This window comes from uncultured Mobiluncus sp., from assembly GCF_902488535.1.
GTDB lineage: Bacteria > Actinomycetota > Actinomycetes > Actinomycetales > Actinomycetaceae > Mobiluncus.
Window position 1 is genome coordinate 94,139 of the sequence record NZ_CABTWO010000005.1, and the last position, 16,791, is coordinate 110,929.

At 53.3% G+C, this 16,791-nt stretch carries 15 protein-coding genes and 1 pseudogene; 7 read left to right on the forward strand and 9 right to left on the reverse strand.

Annotation, left to right across the window (positions count from 1 at the left end):
• The first annotated feature begins 2 nt into the window (after positions 1–2).
• On the forward strand, positions 3–1,142 hold the full coding sequence (locus RDL66_RS03090; RefSeq protein ID WP_307741767.1) for an ROK family protein: 1,140 nt from the start codon (positions 3–5) through the stop codon (positions 1,140–1,142).
• Between the two features lie 17 nt (positions 1,143–1,159).
• Here RDL66_RS03090 and RDL66_RS03095 read toward each other — a convergent pair whose 3' ends face one another.
• From RDL66_RS03095 to yicI, 4 genes are read right to left on the reverse strand one after another with little or no spacing between them, the layout of a single operon-like run.
• Complete coding sequence (locus RDL66_RS03095) at positions 1,160–2,008, reverse strand: ABC transporter permease subunit (protein WP_307741765.1); 849 nt, start codon at positions 2,006–2,008, stop codon at positions 1,160–1,162.
• Complete coding sequence (locus RDL66_RS03100) at positions 2,005–2,934, reverse strand: carbohydrate ABC transporter permease (protein ID WP_295026938.1); 930 nt, start codon at positions 2,932–2,934, stop codon at positions 2,005–2,007. The genes RDL66_RS03095 and RDL66_RS03100 overlap by 4 nt, the downstream gene beginning before the upstream one ends.
• Before the next feature lie 13 nt (positions 2,935–2,947).
• The gene (locus RDL66_RS03105; RefSeq protein ID WP_307741764.1) at positions 2,948–4,183 is read right to left on the reverse strand and encodes an extracellular solute-binding protein; all 1,236 of its coding nucleotides are present in this window, start codon (positions 4,181–4,183) and stop codon (positions 2,948–2,950) included.
• A 20-nt stretch (positions 4,184–4,203) separates the two neighbouring features.
• A complete protein-coding gene (gene yicI / locus RDL66_RS03110; RefSeq protein WP_308535122.1) occupies positions 4,204–6,558 on the reverse strand; it encodes an alpha-xylosidase in 2,355 nt (784 codons plus the stop codon).
• A gap of 225 nt (positions 6,559–6,783) precedes the next feature.
• Here yicI and RDL66_RS03115 point away from each other — a divergent pair, with 225 nt between their 5' ends.
• The 5 genes from RDL66_RS03115 (at position 6,784) to RDL66_RS03135 (ending at position 11,120) form a co-directional block, all read left to right on the forward strand.
• Positions 6,784–6,996 carry a hypothetical protein gene (locus tag RDL66_RS03115; RefSeq protein ID WP_307741762.1) on the forward strand — a complete coding sequence of 71 codons (213 nt, stop codon included), beginning with the start codon at positions 6,784–6,786 and terminating at the stop codon, positions 6,994–6,996.
• A 182-nt stretch (positions 6,997–7,178) separates the two neighbouring features.
• Positions 7,179–8,195, forward strand: a complete 1,017-nt coding sequence (locus tag RDL66_RS03120) for a helix-turn-helix domain-containing protein (protein WP_307741761.1) — start codon at positions 7,179–7,181, stop codon at positions 8,193–8,195.
• A gap of 53 nt (positions 8,196–8,248) precedes the next feature.
• Positions 8,249–8,953, forward strand: a complete 705-nt coding sequence (locus RDL66_RS03125; protein ID WP_307741760.1) for a histidine phosphatase family protein — start codon at positions 8,249–8,251, stop codon at positions 8,951–8,953.
• 68 nt (positions 8,954–9,021) lie between these two features.
• Positions 9,022–9,663, forward strand: a complete 642-nt coding sequence (locus RDL66_RS03130; RefSeq protein ID WP_299297101.1) for a serine/threonine protein phosphatase — start codon at positions 9,022–9,024, stop codon at positions 9,661–9,663.
• Between the two features lie 155 nt (positions 9,664–9,818).
• The gene (locus RDL66_RS03135) at positions 9,819–11,120 is read left to right on the forward strand and encodes an ATP-binding protein (RefSeq protein WP_299297103.1); all 1,302 of its coding nucleotides are present in this window, start codon (positions 9,819–9,821) and stop codon (positions 11,118–11,120) included.
• Here RDL66_RS03135 and RDL66_RS03140 read toward each other — a convergent pair.
• The 4 genes from RDL66_RS03140 to RDL66_RS03155 all read right to left on the reverse strand — a co-directional run bounded on the left by RDL66_RS03140 (position 11,117) and on the right by RDL66_RS03155 (position 14,874).
• Entirely contained in the window at positions 11,117–12,055 is a 939-nt protein-coding gene (locus RDL66_RS03140; protein WP_374042901.1) for an amino acid ABC transporter ATP-binding protein, read from the reverse strand. The genes RDL66_RS03135 and RDL66_RS03140 overlap by 4 nt on opposite strands.
• Positions 12,052–12,975, reverse strand: a complete 924-nt coding sequence (locus RDL66_RS03145; protein ID WP_307741759.1) for an ABC transporter permease subunit — start codon at positions 12,973–12,975, stop codon at positions 12,052–12,054. Before RDL66_RS03145 ends, RDL66_RS03140 begins: the two co-directional genes overlap by 4 nt.
• Before the next feature lie 106 nt (positions 12,976–13,081).
• Positions 13,082–14,014, reverse strand: a complete 933-nt coding sequence (locus tag RDL66_RS03150; RefSeq protein ID WP_307741758.1) for a transporter substrate-binding domain-containing protein — start codon at positions 14,012–14,014, stop codon at positions 13,082–13,084.
• Between the two features lie 146 nt (positions 14,015–14,160).
• Entirely contained in the window at positions 14,161–14,874 is a 714-nt protein-coding gene (locus RDL66_RS03155) for a DUF4191 family protein (protein ID WP_307741757.1), read from the reverse strand.
• Between the two features lie 124 nt (positions 14,875–14,998).
• On the opposite strand from RDL66_RS03155, the gene RDL66_RS03160 reads away from it, so the two are divergent.
• Entirely contained in the window at positions 14,999–16,615 is a 1,617-nt protein-coding gene (locus RDL66_RS03160; RefSeq protein ID WP_308535124.1) for a protein kinase, read from the forward strand.
• A 29-nt stretch (positions 16,616–16,644) separates the two neighbouring features.
• Here RDL66_RS03160 and RDL66_RS03165 read toward each other — a convergent pair.
• Positions 16,645–16,791, reverse strand: a pseudogene (locus RDL66_RS03165) (biotin/lipoyl-containing protein); the annotation flags it as partial.

Genomic DNA, 16,791 nt, shown 5'->3' on the forward strand with positions numbered 1-16,791 from the left:
TTATGCAAGAGTTCGTCTCTGTTTCCACCCAGCGTGCCATGAACCTGAGACGAGTGCTCCATGAGGTGCTTTCTTCCGGTCCTGATGAAGTTCTCACTCGCGCCGCAATTGCTTCCCGGGTGCAAATAACCAGGGCTACGGCAACGCGACTTTCTGACCAGCTGGTCGCTTTGGGGTTAATTCAGGAGCTACCGCCCGTTATGACGGGCGGTCCCGGTCGTCCGGGCAGAGTCCTAGTGGGGAACAATAATTTAGTCTCACTGGGAGTGGATATTGGGGTTTCCGAAATTCGCCTGCTGGGGTTGGGCTTGGGAGGCCAGGAACTGTGCTGGAAACGATTTGAACTCGAGGTCCCATCATTACCACCAGAGGAAGTTTTTTCCCGGGTCGGCCACGAGTTGAATGGGGTTGTTTCCCAGCTTTCCGTCGAAACAATAATTTTTTCCGTGACGGTGTCAGTGCCTGGCTTGGTTGACGGTGACAACAGGAGAGTCATCTATGCCCCGAACCTGGGGTGGTCTAACGTTGATGTGTGCCAACAGATAAGGCGTTCCATTCAGTTCCCGGTAAAGTCGATTGAAGTCCACAACGAGGCGAACATGGCGGCATGGGCCCAAACGTGGAAACACCCGGGTTGTCCCTCCGGACTGGATACATTTGCCTATATCTCAGGCGGAATCGGGGTCGGCGCCGCCGTTGTGGAGAACCGGCAGCTCTATCAGGGCTGTCATGGCTGGGTGGGGGAAATCGGACACCTGACCATTGACCCGCGCGGAATTCAATGTAAATGCGGGGCGCAAGGTTGCCTGGAAAGATATGTAGGCCGGGAGGCGCTGGAAACCCGGCGTGGGAATGAAGCTGCCTTAGTCGAATCTGCCCGGGCATTAGGCCTGGCCATGGCCGCTCTTACAAATATCTTAGATGTGTCTCTCATCATCATCGGCGGAGATTTGACCAACTTTTTTGCTGAATACAAGGCCGAGGTAACCCGACTGATGCATTTGCACACCATCGCTGACGAGCAAAGATCCCTGCAAATTACCAGCTCAGCTTACGAGATGCCAGCTGTGCGGGGAGCTGCCATCCGGGGGTTCCGAGCGCTCCTAGATGCCCCTACCGAGTTCGGAAAATTCACCCGGTAGGGGACACCCACGCAGTTTTATCCCTTTGTGGCACCTCCGGCCAGACCCGCTACGATGTAGCGCTGCAGGAATATAAAGATCAGCAACACAGGCAACGCTATGACTGTTGCTACCGCCATTAGATCGTTCCAGTTGGTTCCGTACTGACCAATAATCCGGTTCAAAGCCACAGTGAGCGGTTGAATATTTTGATTTGTGGTTAAGGTCAACGCAAAGGTAAATTCTCCCCAAGCCATAAGGAAAGAGAAGGATCCAATCATGACGATTCCGGGTTTAATCGTTGGCATGACGATTCTAATGATAGTCTGTAAAGTATTCAAACCATCCAGCTGTGCCGCTTCTTCTACTTCATAAGGGAACTGTTTAAAGTACGGTCTTAGCAAAATGACAGCAAAAGGTAAAGTTACGGAAATATCCGCCAAAATGACCGATACGTATGTGTTTACCAAACCGACTTGTCGGAACATTACGAACATAGGAATTGATATGGCGATAGCTGGCAGTAATTGTACTACTGTTAACAAAACCATCATTGAGGTAGTAGTGCGAGTCCGTAATCTCGCAACAGCGTAAGATGATGGAATAGCGATAACCAGGGTAAGCAAGAGCACCGAAACTGAAATGATTATCGAATTAAGCAGCGCGCTCCATGTGCCGTAATTTCCTGTGAAAACAGCTTTGTAAGAACCGAGGTAAAAGTCTTGCGGAATAAGCGTGGGTGGGTTAGCAAACATTTCCTTACCTGTTTTGAATGAAGTATTTATCATCCAATAAACAGGGAAGAGGTAGATGACAATTATAAGCCACCCAATCACAGATTTGAAAATAGTTGTTTTGCTCTGACTGGATAAACGAACATTTTTCATCGTAAATCCTCCTCATTTAGGGAACGTACATAGAACCAGGAAAGAACCAAAGGCAGTATTAAGGTGAGAACTGACGCTGCAGCGCCGTTACCGAACTGGAAGAGCTTGTATGTCTCCAGATAGGTGTAGACGGGCAGGGTGGTGGTGGCGTCTACCGGGCCGCCTTTGGTCATGGTATAAATCAGGTCAAAGACTTTGTAGGTGTTAATTACTCCAAGCAATAAGACAGAAATCGAGACAGGTTTCATCAGAGGGAAGGTAATCTTCCAGAACTGTTGCCACGGATTTGCCCCATCGACATGGGCAGCTTCATAAAGTGAATCGTCAATAGTATGAAGTCCGGAAAGCAACAGTAAAAGATTAAAGGGGATTCCGACCCACAGATTTGCAATAATGATTGCTAAAAGTGCGGTTGGACCTACTGTTAGCCATTTGATGCCTTCGTCAATTACTCCCATATTTATAAGGAGGTAATTTAAAATTCCGTAATCTGAGTCAAATATCCACTTAAATATGGTGCCAGTAACCACTGGCGGAAGTATCCAACCGACAAGTAGCAAGGCTCGCATGACGCCGTTGCCTGGAAATGGTCTCCTGAAAAATAACGCCAAGGCAAACCCTATGACGTATTGAGTTATCAAGCATGCAATGGTGAAAATTAACGATAGAACCAGACCGTTCCAGAATCCGTGATCATTAAGAACTGTTGAGTAGTTCTTAAAATTATTGAACGTAAATGTTCTGGAAATTAGGTTCGCACCGTTAGCTTCTGTGAGACTCAGGAAAAAATTGTAGAAAAGCGGAAACGCCATGAATACGATGATGTAAATCAAGGCTGGAGTCGCCAAGAGCAGTCCCAGGCGTAGCTGGCTGTCCTGTTTTTTCTTAATTTTTCCGCTTGTCTTGTTGGATACTTCCGCTGACATGGTTACCCTAACTTTATTTCTTGGGCAAGAGTTCAGAAATAGTTGTTTCAGCATCCTTAGCGGCTTTTTCAGGGCTCTTAGCTCCGGTTAAAGCTTCCTGGATGGAAAGCTGAACGGCTTCGGAAATCTTGTTGTAGTTCTCACCGTACGAGCGTGCATGCGTATCTTGCATTTGTTTTTCAAAGACTTGCATATTCGCATCGGTGGATAGCTTCAACTTTCCGGATAAATCCGGGCGGGGTGAGAGCTGTCCTGAGATATCGCAGAATGTCTGAACGCCCTTCTGAGAGGCCATCCACTTCACGAATTTCAGTGCTCCTTCCGGGTTCTTGGCACTCGCGAAAGCCACGATGTTTTCACCGCCCAGACCTGTCGCAACACGTTGTCCCTTCGGTAAAGGAGCTACGCCCCACTCAAAGTCAACGTCCTTTAGGTTGGAAATCTCCCACGGACCGTTGACCATCATTGCCACTTGTCCTGTCGTGAACTGGGTGCGGGCATCTTCCTGGGAATAGTTAGATACGGCCGAGGACATAGCGCCATCGTCAATCATCTTTTTGAGGAAGCTCAAGGCTTCGCCACCGTACTTAGCGTAATTGTCAATGTCGCCGCCGGCTTGCCAAACAAAGGGCAGTACTTGGAAAGTCCCTTGTTCATTCTTGACACCTGAAATCGCCAAGCCGGATTTTCCGCCGGTAGCAAGTTTCTTGGCTGTGGTGGCCAATTCCTCCCAAGTACTTGGCGGCTCCGTGATACCGGCTTGGGCAAACATAGTCTTGTTATAGAACAAAGCCAGGTTATTTGAGTTCATGGGAAGCCCAAACGTTTTGCCGTCCAGTTGCGTAGAGTTCCACGGTCCTTCGAAGTATTCGTCTTTCAGCGAAGACACTTCCGAGGTAATGTCTTGGAGCAGACCGAGGGCAGCAAAATTCTGGTTGTCTACGTTGTCGATAATGGCCACATCAGGCACTTCGCCACCTACACCGCCTTGGACGATAGATTTGGATAAATCTCCAAAAGCAAATGAGGTGCGTTTAATCTTTAAATCAGGATTCTCAGATTCAAAGGCCTTGACGGCTGATTCCATTGCTTCATTGGAAACTCCTTGGCCCTCATAATCCCAGACTTCGATTTCCCCTGAGCTGCTGGCGGAGCCTCCTGCTGAGCTACAAGCAGTTAGGGCACCGCTCATCGCTACTAGAGCTGCGGCGGCCAAGGCAATAGCCTGCTTTCTCATACTGACTTCCATAGTCCTCTCCTTCGTATTAGTTACTTGTTTGTTTCAATGAATTGATAAGATATAACACGCTTGTTACCGACATCTGGCCCGGTTTGCGGCAGTATTCTTAGCCCGGAAACGACTTCTGGACAGAAAGACTCATCAGTTACCTGGCCACTGACTACCTGAACATCTTGGTTGGTGACAACACAAACGGACCAAGTTTTCTCTGATTCGCTGAGAATTTCAACTTCCGGACCCCGGCGGGAAATGCGGAACAACTCATCGTCATACTGGCCGGGCACTCTGAGCGTAGTTTCGCCCGGTGGCGGATTGAAAATGTAGAGGCAGACGCCCTCGTTCCAGTCGTAATCAGGTCGTTTCGAGTTAGCGCCTAGAGGCAGCACCGTGCCGTCTGGAATCATCACTGGAAGAGAATCCAGCTCGTGAGTTTCGATATGCCAGCCAAGCTGGTCTTTGCGGGTGCCATCCAGAAAGTTAGTCCAACCCGCGGTCGGTAGGTAGTACTGAACAGTCCCTCCATCGGTAAACACCGGGGCAACTACGATTTTGTCACCTAAATAGTACTGGGTATCGACGTTTGCTGAACCTCTGTCTTCGGGATGTTCCAGTATCATGTGGCGTAACATCGGGGTCCCGGTTTGGCTCGCTTCTCGAGCGATTGTCATCAGGTAAGGCATGAGGCGATTTTTCAAAGCGGTGAAACGCTGGGCAGTCTTGACTGCCGCATCCCCATAAATCCAAGGTACCCGGTAAGAGGACGAGCCGTGGAGCCGTGAGTGGGAAGATAACAAACCGAAAGGCAGCCATCGAATAAACACGTTCGGGTTGGGTTTTCCTTCGAATCCGCCCATGTCGTGGCTCCAATACCCGTATCCGCTCAGTCCAAGCGACAGGCCGCCGCGGAGAGTCTCGCCCATAGACTCAAAAGTCGGTTCGCTATCTCCGCCCCAATGCACCGGGAATTGCTGGCCACCAGCGGTGCCAGATCGCGCAAACACGATGGCTTCCTCGTGCCCGCGAACCTCTTTGATGGCTTCAAAAACAGTCTGGTTGTAGAGGTGAGTGTAATAGTTGTGCATCCGTTCAGGATTAGCGCCGTTGTGCCAAACTACGTCCGTGGGTACACGTTCGCCGAAATCGGTTTTGAAACAGTCTACTCCTTGGTCAAGCAAAGTTTTCAGATGTTCTTTGTACCATTGCCTAGCGTCAGGATTGGTGAAGTCTACCCACGACATGCCGGACTGCCAATGATCCCACTGGCGCACCGAGCCGTCGGCATTTTTCAAGAAATACCCTTTGTCTTTCCCCTCTTGCCAAATTTCACCCTGTTGACCAACGTAGGGGTTAATCCAGACACAAACTTTTATACCCCGTTCGTGCAGCCTACGCAGCATACCATGCGGGTCTGAGAATGTTTCCGGATCCCACGTGAAATCGCACCAGTGCGAGGGGCGCATCCAGTAGCAGTCGAAGTGCATCACCGAGAGGGGGATGCTAAGTTGCTCCATCTGATCGATGAAACTGTTGACTGTATCCTCTGAATAATCGGTGGTGAATGAGGTCGAGAGCCACAATCCGTAAGACCAGGAAGGAAGCTGGGGAGGACGACCGGTCAATTTCGTGTATCGGTTCAAGATTTCTTTGGGGGTAGGGCCGTAGATGACGTAGTACTCCAAGAATTCCCCTGGAACTGAGAACTGAACGCGCGTGTTAACCTCTGACGCGACTTCAAAAGAAACTTTTTCAGGGTGATTTACAAAAATTCCATAACCGCGATTTGTCAGGTAAAACGGAACATTGATGTACGTTTGTTCGGAAGCGGTGCCCGCGTCTGCGTTCCACATATCCACAATCTGGCCGTTTTTCACTACCGGTCCGAAACGTTCACCGAGGCCATAAACGGATTCTCCGGGCTGTATTACCAGCTGTTCATGGAGGTATTTTTCGCCTGTCGGGGAAATCGCAATACCTTCGCACCGTAACTTTGACCGTGTAAGTTCGTGGTCAGGACTGGTGAAAACGAGGTTGTAATCGTCAGCGCCTGAAATTTCAGCCTGTAAATCACCTGCTATTACCACAGCACGTAGGTGCTCTTTATCTGCTTGTACTTGCCCGAAAGCCTCAGTGTTAAGCGCAAAATGAGGTTCGGGTTCCAGATAACCGCGGTAGTGCTCGAGCCTAACTTTGATTATTCCGTCGGATACAGGTGTGAGGCTGATGGTCAACTGGGTCGAGTCGAGTTCGTCTCCGCGTTTATTCAATATCTTGGTGGAAGCGACAGCTCTCACCGTTTCGTTTTTCACCTGTACGTCTACTATCTGGCGGGGGTGAAATACTTTCCATCCATCGCGATTCAACCAATAGCCGTCAGTAAACTTCATTGTCCCTCCCTCGAGGTTAGGTTATGCGTTGCCGGCTACTTCATTGGATGCCAGGCAATCAAACTCGTTGTTGCCAGATTACTCTACGCCAGCAATTAAGTCAAGACTTAAAACAAAATACTTTATTGGCACATTCTTGCGGAAAACATGTCCTGGTATGAGGGGGGCTAGATTTCATTGAGATGAGCATTTGAATTGCTACCCTGCTGCTCCCGAACATTGCTAGTGGCAAGTACTAATACCGCTCGCGCCGCCAATGTGTTGGGATCGGGGCGGACTACCGGGAAAAAACTCGATGTGCTGCCCGTCGATCGCCTCTTGGTGACCACCGCGGCGCTGCTGGGGTACGCAGAGGGTGCGCACCAAGACCTGACCGACGACTGGATGCGCACCGCGCGCTTGGCCCGCGGCGTTGTGGAACAAATCTTTTACGAATAACCCCTTGCCGACTCTCCGAAGAGAACTGAGCAACCGCTCACCTGCAAAATGCAACCACAAGTTGCGGAATATAGATTAGATTCAAGGTGGAGGTGCTGGAATGCAACTGGGGAATTTCTCACAATGATTTGAGGGTGCGATGGCACTCGAAAGAATCTAAGTTAGGAGCATTAGAAATGATAATGGCAGAGAAAATCATTCAGCTACGGAAGAAGAACGGTTGGTCACAGGAAGACTTAGCGGCCGAGTTAGGTGTCAGCAGGCAGGCGATTTCCAAGTGGGAAAGCGCCCAATCAATACCTGACATTACACGAATTTTGGATATGAGCAAGATTTTCTCGGTGAGTACGGATTTCCTGGTCAAAGACGAACTGGAGATGTCCGATGCTACCACATCTGTTCAGGAACCCGCCGTCAGTGATGCCTCCCCCTCCTCGCCGCGCGTCGTTTCCATGGAAGAAGCGGTGGGTTTGCTGGACGTGAAAACACAAAGTTCCAAACTTGCCGCCTGGGGAACCGCGCTGTGCATTTTTGGGGCTGCCTTTCTGGTGCTGTTTACATTCCTCATTGATTTTCCGGGAGTGAGACTTTCGGAAAACTTAAGCTTAAGCATTGGTATGGTGGGAATGGTGATACTGGTAGGAACCGGCGTGGCTGCGCTCACTGCCTATGGAATGCGAGTTAAACCATTCGAATACCTGGAAAAGGAACCCTTTGAAACGGCTTACGGGGTGGATGGCATGGCTAAACAACGCCGGGAAAAATTCCATCAAACCTATGTCACCAAACTGTTTGGCGGGGGATTACTGTGTATGGCAGCCGTTGTCATGGTGTTGCTCGGTTCAATGTGGAGCGAAGATTCCTCTGGTAATACCACTACACTGGTCAGTTTGGTACCCGCAGGGGTCGCTGTTGCCGGCTTCGCCGTCTACCTGCTCATCAGTGCGTCCATTCCAATGAGAGCCTTGCGCCAACTTTTACAAGAGGAATCAGTGGCGGCTCCGGACAAGCGCTCCGCTCGGATTATCGAGCCCATTTCCACAGCCTATTGGCTTATTGTGTTGGCGGTTTTCCTTGCCTACGGCTTCATCAGTAAAAACTGGGGCATGAGCTGGGTTATTTTCCCGGTTGCTTTGGCTCTATATGGGGCGCTTGTGGCCATTCTGCACGCGATATTGGATAACAAATCCGCCAAATAGACCCGGGGCGGCAAAACAAGCTAAGGTTGGGTGCGGGTGAGAAAGGAAAAACGTTGCGACTGGTATTGATTCGTCATGGGCAAACCGACTCGAACCTCTCTGGGGCTTTGGATACGGCTTGGCCGGGGTGTCCTTTGAACGCCGCGGGCCGCGAACAGGCGGCGGCTTTGGTCGATAAATATCACCAGCTGGTGGGGGCGGCTCCGCAGCGTTTGGCCAGCTCATTCATCCTTCGGGCGCGCCAAACTGCCGAACCGCTGGCTCAGAACTTGGGCCTTCCTGTACAGGTGGATTCGGATTTGCGTGAAGTGCGAGCCGGGCTGCTGGAAATGTCCACGACCCAGCAGGACACCAGAGAATATCTCAATACTGCTATTGGCTGGGTGACCGGTGACCTGGATCGGCGGATGTCCGGAGCGGAAACCGGGGCGCAAACTTTGGCACGCTTCGACCGGGGCATTGCGCGGTTGTGCGCCGGGATGGAGGACGATCCGCAGGCCACCGTGGTGGCCGTCATTCACGGCGCGATTATGCGCGTGTGGGGCGCAAACCGCATCGAGGGACTGACCCTCGACCTGTTGGCACAGTTCCCTTGCCAAAACTGCTCCCTTACGATGGCCACCGGCAGCCCGACCGCCGGTTGGAAAGCTGAGCTGTGGTCGGATCGCCACCTGGAAGATTGGCCGGTGGTGCCCGGAGCTCAGCCGCGTACCTCCAAAGAAGCCCGCGAACAGCTGGAATCCATGTTGCTCAGCTGAGTTCACCCGGCCAGTATCAATGACGCGACACAGCCCCAGCAATCTGCAGAACAGAAAACCTTAGAAACGTGAATACCCTAACCAAGTTGATAATTATCCAGGCCGCCGTCCTGTTGTTGCAGATTATCCTGTACTTCGGCTCGGAGCGTTTTCAGCACGTGTTTCATAATCCCCAATGTCGCCTGGATGAGCGCATTCCACGCATTCCCGCTTTCGTCTATCCATACGTACTGTGGTTTCCGCTCATCGTGATATTCCCGGTTTGGCTCTACTATTTTTCACCAGAAAACTGGGTGGCGCTCCAGATTGCGTGGATATTTTGCGTGTTCGTCTCAGTTGCGGCCTACCTCGCATTTCCCACGACTTTCCAGCGCCAGGAGTTGGGTCAGGGCACGACCGAGCGTTTGTTGGCGCTGGTCTACAAGACGAGTTATCGCGGGGTCAATTGCGCCCCCAGCCTGCACTGCTCCACTTCGATGATGATTGCTTTCGTGGCTGTGGTGACCAATCAGATGCCCTGGTGGCTACGAATCATTTCGGTGCTGGTGTCCCTGGCCATCATCCTGGCTACCCAGTTCACCAAACAGCACGTGCTGCTGGATTTGCTGACTGCTATTCCGGTTGCGGTGGTTTCCTTGTCAATAGGTTTCCCGCTCGCGTTTTCGGGTGCGGGTGCGTCAATCTTGGGTTGGCTCGGGCTGGCATTTTGAACCGTCGGTTCTTTTTTTGAAAGTGAGTAAAAATGGCGCAAACGCGGCCTCATACTTCGCCAAAAAGTCCGTGGTTGAAAACCGGAAATCTCCGTGGATAAAAACCCAAAATCTCCGTGGTTGAAAACCGGAAATCTCCGGGGTTATAATCAGGTATGAGTACTTTTTTTCCGCGGAATGGTAAGGAATACATTCCACGCATCATCGATGCAACAATCGCGGATTTTCTTGCCACTTTTGGTGCTGTTTGCGTGGAAGGTCCAAAGTGGTGTGGTAAGACTTGGGCATCACTGAATCAGGCTCACAGCGCGGTGATGATTGGCGATCCGGCAAACAATTTCCAGAATCGTGAATTGGCCAAGATGAATCCGGGGCTGATTCTTGAAGGAGCGGTTCCACGGTTGATTGATGAGTGGCAAGAAGTGCCTTCAATATGGGATGCGGTGCGTTTCGAAGTCGACAATCGGGGGACTAAGGGACAGTTCCTGCTGACAGGTTCCGCTACGCCGAATCGTAAGGGAGTGTTGCATTCCGGTGCGGGACGTATTGCAACCTTGCGGATGCGGCCAATGAGCCTTTATGAATCCGGTGACTCCAATGGGGTGGTTTCCCTGCTGGAAATCTGTAATGGCTCTGCTGATTCTATTGGCACCGGGAACGTTGAACTACAACAACTGATTGACTTGATAGTGCGCGGCGGCTGGCCGGAAAGTACGGGATTACCGGTGGAGCGCGCTGCTCAGATTGCCAAGAGCTATATAAAGACAGTAATTGCTGAAGATGTGAATCGGATTGACGAAGGTGTCGTGAACCGTAGTCAAGAAAAGATGGAGTTGTTGCTGCGCTCTCTGGCCAGGAACGAATCCACCACCGCCTCTGGGGCTGTTTTACGTTCCGACATGGAGGGGATTGACCGTGAGACCCTTTATGAACATACGGTGGCTGATTATCTGGATGTATTCCGTCGCTTGTTCCTTGTCGACGATCAGCCGCCGTTTTCCTGGAAGTTGCGTTCTTCAATCCGCTTGAAACAATCAGCTAAACGTCACTTGGCCGATCCCTCGCTGGCCGTTGCTCTTTTGAAAGCCACACCGAAAAAACTGTTGAATGACCTCAATACTCTAGGTTTTCTGTTCGAGGCAATGGTGGAGCGTGATTTGCGCATCTATTGCGAATCGTGGGGAGGGGAACTCTACCATTATCAGGATTACAAGAACCGTGAGGTTGACGCGGTTATTGAAATGCCTGACGGCGGTTGGTGCGCCATTGAGATTAAGCTCGGAGCAAACCAAATTGAAGAAGCGGCGGCTAACCTCACGAAGCTCCGTGATGCCTTAGTTAGGGAATCAACCGATTTAGCTCCTAAGAGCCTAATCGTGGTTTGCGGCCTCAGCCACGCCGCCTACCAACGTCCCGACGGTGTAATTATCGTCCCCATCACAGCCCTAAAACCCTAGAGCACCTTCGAGACGAACTCGCGGGTACGGGCCTCGCGGGGATTATCCAAAACCTCAATTGGGCTTCCCATTTCCACGATTTGCCCCTCGTCCATGAAAGCCAAGGTGTGACCGACCTCGCGGGCGAAACCAATTTCGTGAGTCACCACCATCATGGTCATGCCGTCCCGAGCCAAATCTTTCATGACCTGCAGCACTTCTCCGACCAGTTCAGGGTCGAGAGCGGAAGTCGGTTCGTCGAACAGCATCAGTTCAGGATCCATCGCCAAAGCGCGGGCAATCGCCACTCGTTGCTGCTGGCCGCCGGACAGTTGGGAAGGGTAGTGCTCCATTCGGTCGCCCAAGCCGACCCGATCGAGCAGTTGCCGAGCCTGTTCGGTAGCTTCGTCCCGGGATTTCCGCAAAACGTGAACCGGGGCCTCCATAACGTTTTCCAGGGCGGTCTTGTGCGGAAACAGGTTGAAGCGCTGGAATACCATGCCGATACGTTCCCGTTGGGCGGACACGACTTTATCGGGCAGTTCGCGCAGTACCGTGTTGCGTTCCGTCAAAGCGCCGGTTTTCAGGTACCACGAGCGTCTCCGGCCCGGCAGGGGGGCCTTTTCCTCGGACATACCTAGCAGCTCCCCGTCCAGGTAAATCCGCCCCGAAGTGATGGTTTCCAGCTGATTAATGCAGCGCAAAACTGTTGATTTACCCGAACCGGAAGGTCCAATGAGAACGCAGACCTCGCCCTTGTGAATGTCCAAGTCAATGCCCTTCAAAACGTGCAGGTGACCGAAGTACTTGTGGACATTGCGCAAAGACACCATGGTGTCCGCCACGTCTGCGGGAGCGGGCACCAGATCCCCCGGCTGCAAATCCGGGAAAGCGTCAACGATACCCTCGGGAATTGTAGTGTCCAGAGAACTGTTCGTCATCAGATCATTACTCAAGATTTCACATCCAATAGCGTCTTCGTTGTCGCGGCTGCGCTCAGAGTTTTGCTGCGCGTCGAGGTGGTGGCTTGTTGAGTGTTGAAGCCCTTGCCGAAATATTTCTCGAGGTAGTACTGGCCCACCATCAGGATTGAGGTGATGAGTAGGTACCAGATGGCGGCGCAAATCATCATCGGCACCGGCATGAAAGTCAGGCGTCCCAGGTTTTGAGCCTGGAAGTTCAGCTCCAAGGTAAACGGCACCACCGAGACTAGGGAAGTCGTTTTCAGCATGGAAATCGTTTCGTTGCCGGTGGGCGGGACAATGACACGCATGGCTTGGGGAATGACGATGCGGCGCAAAATCATGCCGCGTTTCATGCCCAGCGCGGTAGCCGCCTCCCACTGTCCGGGATTGACCGAGTTCAGTCCGGCGCGCACGATTTCAGCCAGGTAGGCGCCTTCGTTCAGGCCCAGTCCCAGCATGGCTGACCAGAACATGTTTAGCACCAGTTTCGTTTCCACCGCAAACAGTTGGGGTCCGAAAGGAATTCCCAAGGTAATCATGGGGTAGAGTGTCGGCAACAAGCCCCAAAAAATCAACTGGGTATAGATTGGGGTGCCGCGGAAGAACCAGATATAGAACCAGGCAACGCCTTTCAGCACCGGGTTCGGAGACTGGCGCATGACCGCCATGGTAATAGCGAGGGTGACACCGATAGTCATTGCTCCCACCGTCAGCGCCAGGGTGAAGCCGATTCCTTTAATCAAGTTCGGGTGCGTCAAGTATGCCCACACCATTTCCCAATGGTAGTTGGGGTTGGTGAAAAGGGAGTTGACCAGTCCTAGCACCACCAGCGCGACCACCGCCACGCTGACCCACCGGCTTAAACGAAATACCGGTCGGGGATGGTTGAATTGTAGGTCTTCTTCGCTCATGCGTTTTCTTCCTTCGATTCGTTTACTTTGCACAGTTTCGCCGATGCGGTTTTCACTCAGAAGCCCGGGGCGGAAAGTGAGACGTCAAAAGGCTGGGGCGTCGGGGTTATTTGCCCACGGAAGTTTTCAGTACCACCGCGTCGTACAAGCCCGCGCCAGCCCCGTAGTTATCCATGATTTCGCGCAGTTTGCCCGAGGCGAGCAGGGAATCCATCGCCGCTTTAATCGCGGCTGACAGTTGTTGATTCTTGTTATCCACCACAATCCCGATGGGGCTCGGATCCAGAATCTGGCCAATTTGCTCCATCTGACCGCGGGTCTGTTTCACGTAGTAGGTCGTGACGGGATCGTCGGCGAGCATGGCCTGGTACTGTCCCGAAATGACCTTCGGGAACACATTCGACAGCAACTCTTCCTTTTGAATGACGACTGGCGGTTTGCCACTCTCTTCGCACTGTTTGCTCATTTTCGGCAGCAGTTCCGTTTCCTGCAAGGTACCGGTTTGCACCCCGATGGTTTTGCCGCATACGTCCTTGGGGTCAAAGCCCTGCGGGTTGCCTTTGGCCACCGCGAACAGGGAACCCATATCCATATATGCCAGCATGTCGTAGTTGGCCACGCGCTCTGGCGTAATCGTAAACGAAGACGCCCCCAAATCGTAAGTCGTGCCAATCTTGGGCAACAGCGCGCCAAACGCTTCGGTAGTGGTGGTGCCGTCCTCGAGACCCATAGTCAGGGCAATAGCCTTTACCATGTCCACTTCGTAGCCGGTGGGGGTGGTGCCGTCCTCCATCAAGAATTCCGCCGGGGCATAGCTGGTAGAAGCGCCGTTGCGCAGCACCCCGCGTTCCTTTACGTCGGCGGGAACTAACGCCTCGACCTTGGGATCAGGCTTAATGGTCGAAAAGTCGAAAGCTGTGGCCGAGCCGGATTGATTAGCAGCATCGTCACCACCAGCGTTTCCGGTGGAAGCGGTGGAACATCCGGCCAAGCCCAGAGAGGCTGCAGCCAGGAGCATGGCAACGGGAAGACGACGCATAAGATTCTCCTTGTCGACGGTCGTATAAATGAACTACCGGTATAAATTTACAGAGCCGTGCAACTTTATGCAAGTCTTAGCGCATAAAAAGTTTGAAATTGTAATAATTTTCCATCCCGCATATCCGGGGAAAGCGTGGATGAATTTTATCCATACAAAGCGCGCCGATTAGGGCGAACCCGGTAAGGGTCAATCCCCTTCGGAATGGGCAGCCCCTGATTGCGGTGAATCGCCAGCAGACGTTTTTGCACCGCGGGAATCTCGTTTCGATTCAAAGCACGTGGAGCTTTATACATGGTTTTCATCACGTGTTCGAGGCGTACCTGTCCCTCCTCAGTGCCGCACTCCACGGCGTGTACCGGCACCTGAGCGACGACCCGCGTGGTCTTTTTCACCTCATCGTTGAGCAGCTTGCTGGCTCGAGTATGCGGTCCCTCGCTGACCAGGAAAATGCCGCGGGGACCTACAAAACGCCACACTAAGTCTTGATCCTTATTAACCGCAACGGGCTCTTCCTCGGCAAACCAGGAACGGCGCAGCAGCTGGCGCAGCGCTCCGACGCAGCCTTTCATGCCTTCAATCTGACGCAGCATCGCCCGCGACAAAAACACGGAGATCCAGGCCATCGGCACGACCATCAGCACCATCACAATGGTGATTGCCCCCATGATCCAGTGTTTGCCCACAATCATGTACCACACGGTCAAGGCTTCCGCCACGACTAGCGTCGCCAAAATCGCCCACACAATCCACGGGAAAGACCGCCGCACAATGGTGAAGGAGTCCTTTAAGTTTTGAAATATATTGCGTTTCTTCCCGGACGCGTCGCCCCCGGTCGTAGTGTTGTTTTTCTTAGCCATCGCCTTTATCTTAGGGGATTTTTGCCGCAGGGGTAAACCGAGTTCTGACGTCGCACTCAAAGTTATCCACAGGTTTGAAAATGTCTGTTGATTTTTGCTGTCGTATTTAGATATGTATTGAGTTATGGAACTTGTTGGTTATGTCTTATATGAACCGGTTGGTTTTGGTAAAAGCGGACCGATGTGGCGGGTGGTAGACGACCAGGGCGGAACCCACGCGCTGCAGCTGCTGGGCGGTACGCTATCGGCTCAGCTGGAATCCCGGCTGCGGACGTTGCGAAAGGTGTCGTGCCCGAACCTGCTGAAACTCCACGAGCTGCGCAAACTGACCGATGGACGCTACGTAGCTATTTTCGAGTATCTTGACGGGCAAGACCTGGAAGTTCTGCGGGCGGGACGCGAGTTCAGCACGCCGCAGGTCAATTTCATCGCTCTGTCCCTGGCTCGGGGTTTGGCGGCGCTGCACGAGGTCGGTTTGAGTCACGGGGACGTTTCGGCGGCCAATGTGATGGTGACCGCACAAGGTCGGGTGGTACTGGTAGACCTTCTCGGTGACGTGGTCACGACACGGGCGTTTAGCGCGCCGGAAACGGAGGGGCTCACCTGGGGCGACGCGGCGGGAGAATCCTCTGGACCGGCGGCGGCATCCGCTGTTGCTGCCGGGGCGTCCGTGGCGGCGAATCAATCCGGCGATGTCTACGCGATGGCGCAGGTGCTGCTGGCGTTGGGAATGGACGCGAGTCTGTTGAAAGCCGCGTTGAACCCGGTGGCGAGCGCGCGTCCTCGCGCGGGGGAACTTGCCGAGGCGTGGGAAAGCCTGCCGTGCTGTGGCATTGACCTGCTGGGCGGGGCGGAGCTAATGGCGGCACGGATGCGGGCGGCCGGACGTGACGTGGCCACCGAGCTGGTTTCGCCGTCGAGCCGCCCGATGCCGGAACGGCGGCAACGTCGCGAAACACGTCCGACCAGCCCGGTATTGCGCTGGGGACTACCGGCTTTGGCAGGAGCCGCGCTGGCGCTGGGAGCGGTCCTGTTTCCACGGCTGGCGGAGTTGCCCAGCGTGGCCCAAGCGCTGCCCGCCCCGTCTGCAAAACCGAGTGCGGCGGCGCTTTTGACGGATAGTGCCGCGCCCAGCGCCAGCGCGAGGCAAAAAGGCAGCGCCAAGACGTCGAACCCGCCGCACCGCCCTTCTGCGACCCACTCCAAAGCTCCGGCTCCATCGGAAAGCCTCGCGGATCCGGCGGCCCCCGAAAGCACGTCACCAGCAACGCCACCGGCTGACCTGTTACCCAATTCCCCTGACAGCCAAGCGAAAACCCCAAACTTGCGCGATCCCATCACGGACGACGCCTCGGCTCAGGAAATCCTGCAAGTGTTGCTGACTAAACGCGATGCGGCCCTGACACGCCAGGATCGGGCGGCTTTGGAAAAACTCAGTGTCAAGGATTCGATAGCCGGGTCTGCTGACGGGAGTTTGCTGGCCGCCCTGCAGGCCAGCCAAGCCCAGGTTGAGGGCTTATCCACCGCGGTGAAGTCGGCGACTATCGTGGCGGGCAATAAGGGCAGCGCCGGCAAGAATACGCGTTCGGTGCGTCTGCAGGTGACACTTACGCAAGGCGCCTACACCCAAATTGACCGTATCGGGAACCGCCACCAAATCGCGGCGATTCCCGATACGGAATCTGAGATTCTGTTATCCGGCAATCCGTGGAAGATTGCTTCGGTGGTCCGACTCAATTGAGACAGTTTTTAGCGTGAAATCCGGCTCTAGCCGACGTAGGCCAGTACAGTGCCGACGTCTACGGTTTCGTCTTCGGAGACGACGATTTGGGTGATGGTGCCGGCGATGGGTGAGGGGATTTCGGTGTCGACTTTGTCGGTGGAGACTTCCAGGAGGGGTTCGTCCAGGGCGACGGC

What these genes read in the sequence shown, in the direction of transcription:
- RDL66_RS03090 (WP_307741767.1), top strand. Translation starts at nt 3, where the DNA reads ATGCAAGAGTTCGTCTCTGTTTCCACCCAGCGTGCCATGAACCTGAGA.
- RDL66_RS03095 (WP_307741765.1), bottom strand. Translation starts at nt 2,008, where the DNA reads ATGAAAAATGTTCGTTTATCCAGTCAGAGCAAAACAACTATTTTCAAA.
- RDL66_RS03100 (WP_295026938.1), bottom strand. Translation starts at nt 2,934, where the DNA reads ATGTCAGCGGAAGTATCCAACAAGACAAGCGGAAAAATTAAGAAAAAA.
- RDL66_RS03105 (WP_307741764.1), bottom strand. Translation starts at nt 4,183, where the DNA reads ATGGAAGTCAGTATGAGAAAGCAGGCTATTGCCTTGGCCGCCGCAGCT.
- yicI (WP_308535122.1), bottom strand. Translation starts at nt 6,558, where the DNA reads ATGAAGTTTACTGACGGCTATTGGTTGAATCGCGATGGATGGAAAGTA.
- RDL66_RS03120 (WP_307741761.1), top strand. Translation starts at nt 7,179, where the DNA reads ATGGCAGAGAAAATCATTCAGCTACGGAAGAAGAACGGTTGGTCACAG.
- RDL66_RS03135 (WP_299297103.1), top strand. Translation starts at nt 9,819, where the DNA reads ATGAGTACTTTTTTTCCGCGGAATGGTAAGGAATACATTCCACGCATC.
- RDL66_RS03145 (WP_307741759.1), bottom strand. Translation starts at nt 12,975, where the DNA reads ATGAGCGAAGAAGACCTACAATTCAACCATCCCCGACCGGTATTTCGT.
- RDL66_RS03150 (WP_307741758.1), bottom strand. Translation starts at nt 14,014, where the DNA reads ATGCGTCGTCTTCCCGTTGCCATGCTCCTGGCTGCAGCCTCTCTGGGC.
- RDL66_RS03155 (WP_307741757.1), bottom strand. Translation starts at nt 14,874, where the DNA reads ATGGCTAAGAAAAACAACACTACGACCGGGGGCGACGCGTCCGGGAAG.
- RDL66_RS03160 (WP_308535124.1), top strand. Translation starts at nt 14,999, where the DNA reads ATGGAACTTGTTGGTTATGTCTTATATGAACCGGTTGGTTTTGGTAAA.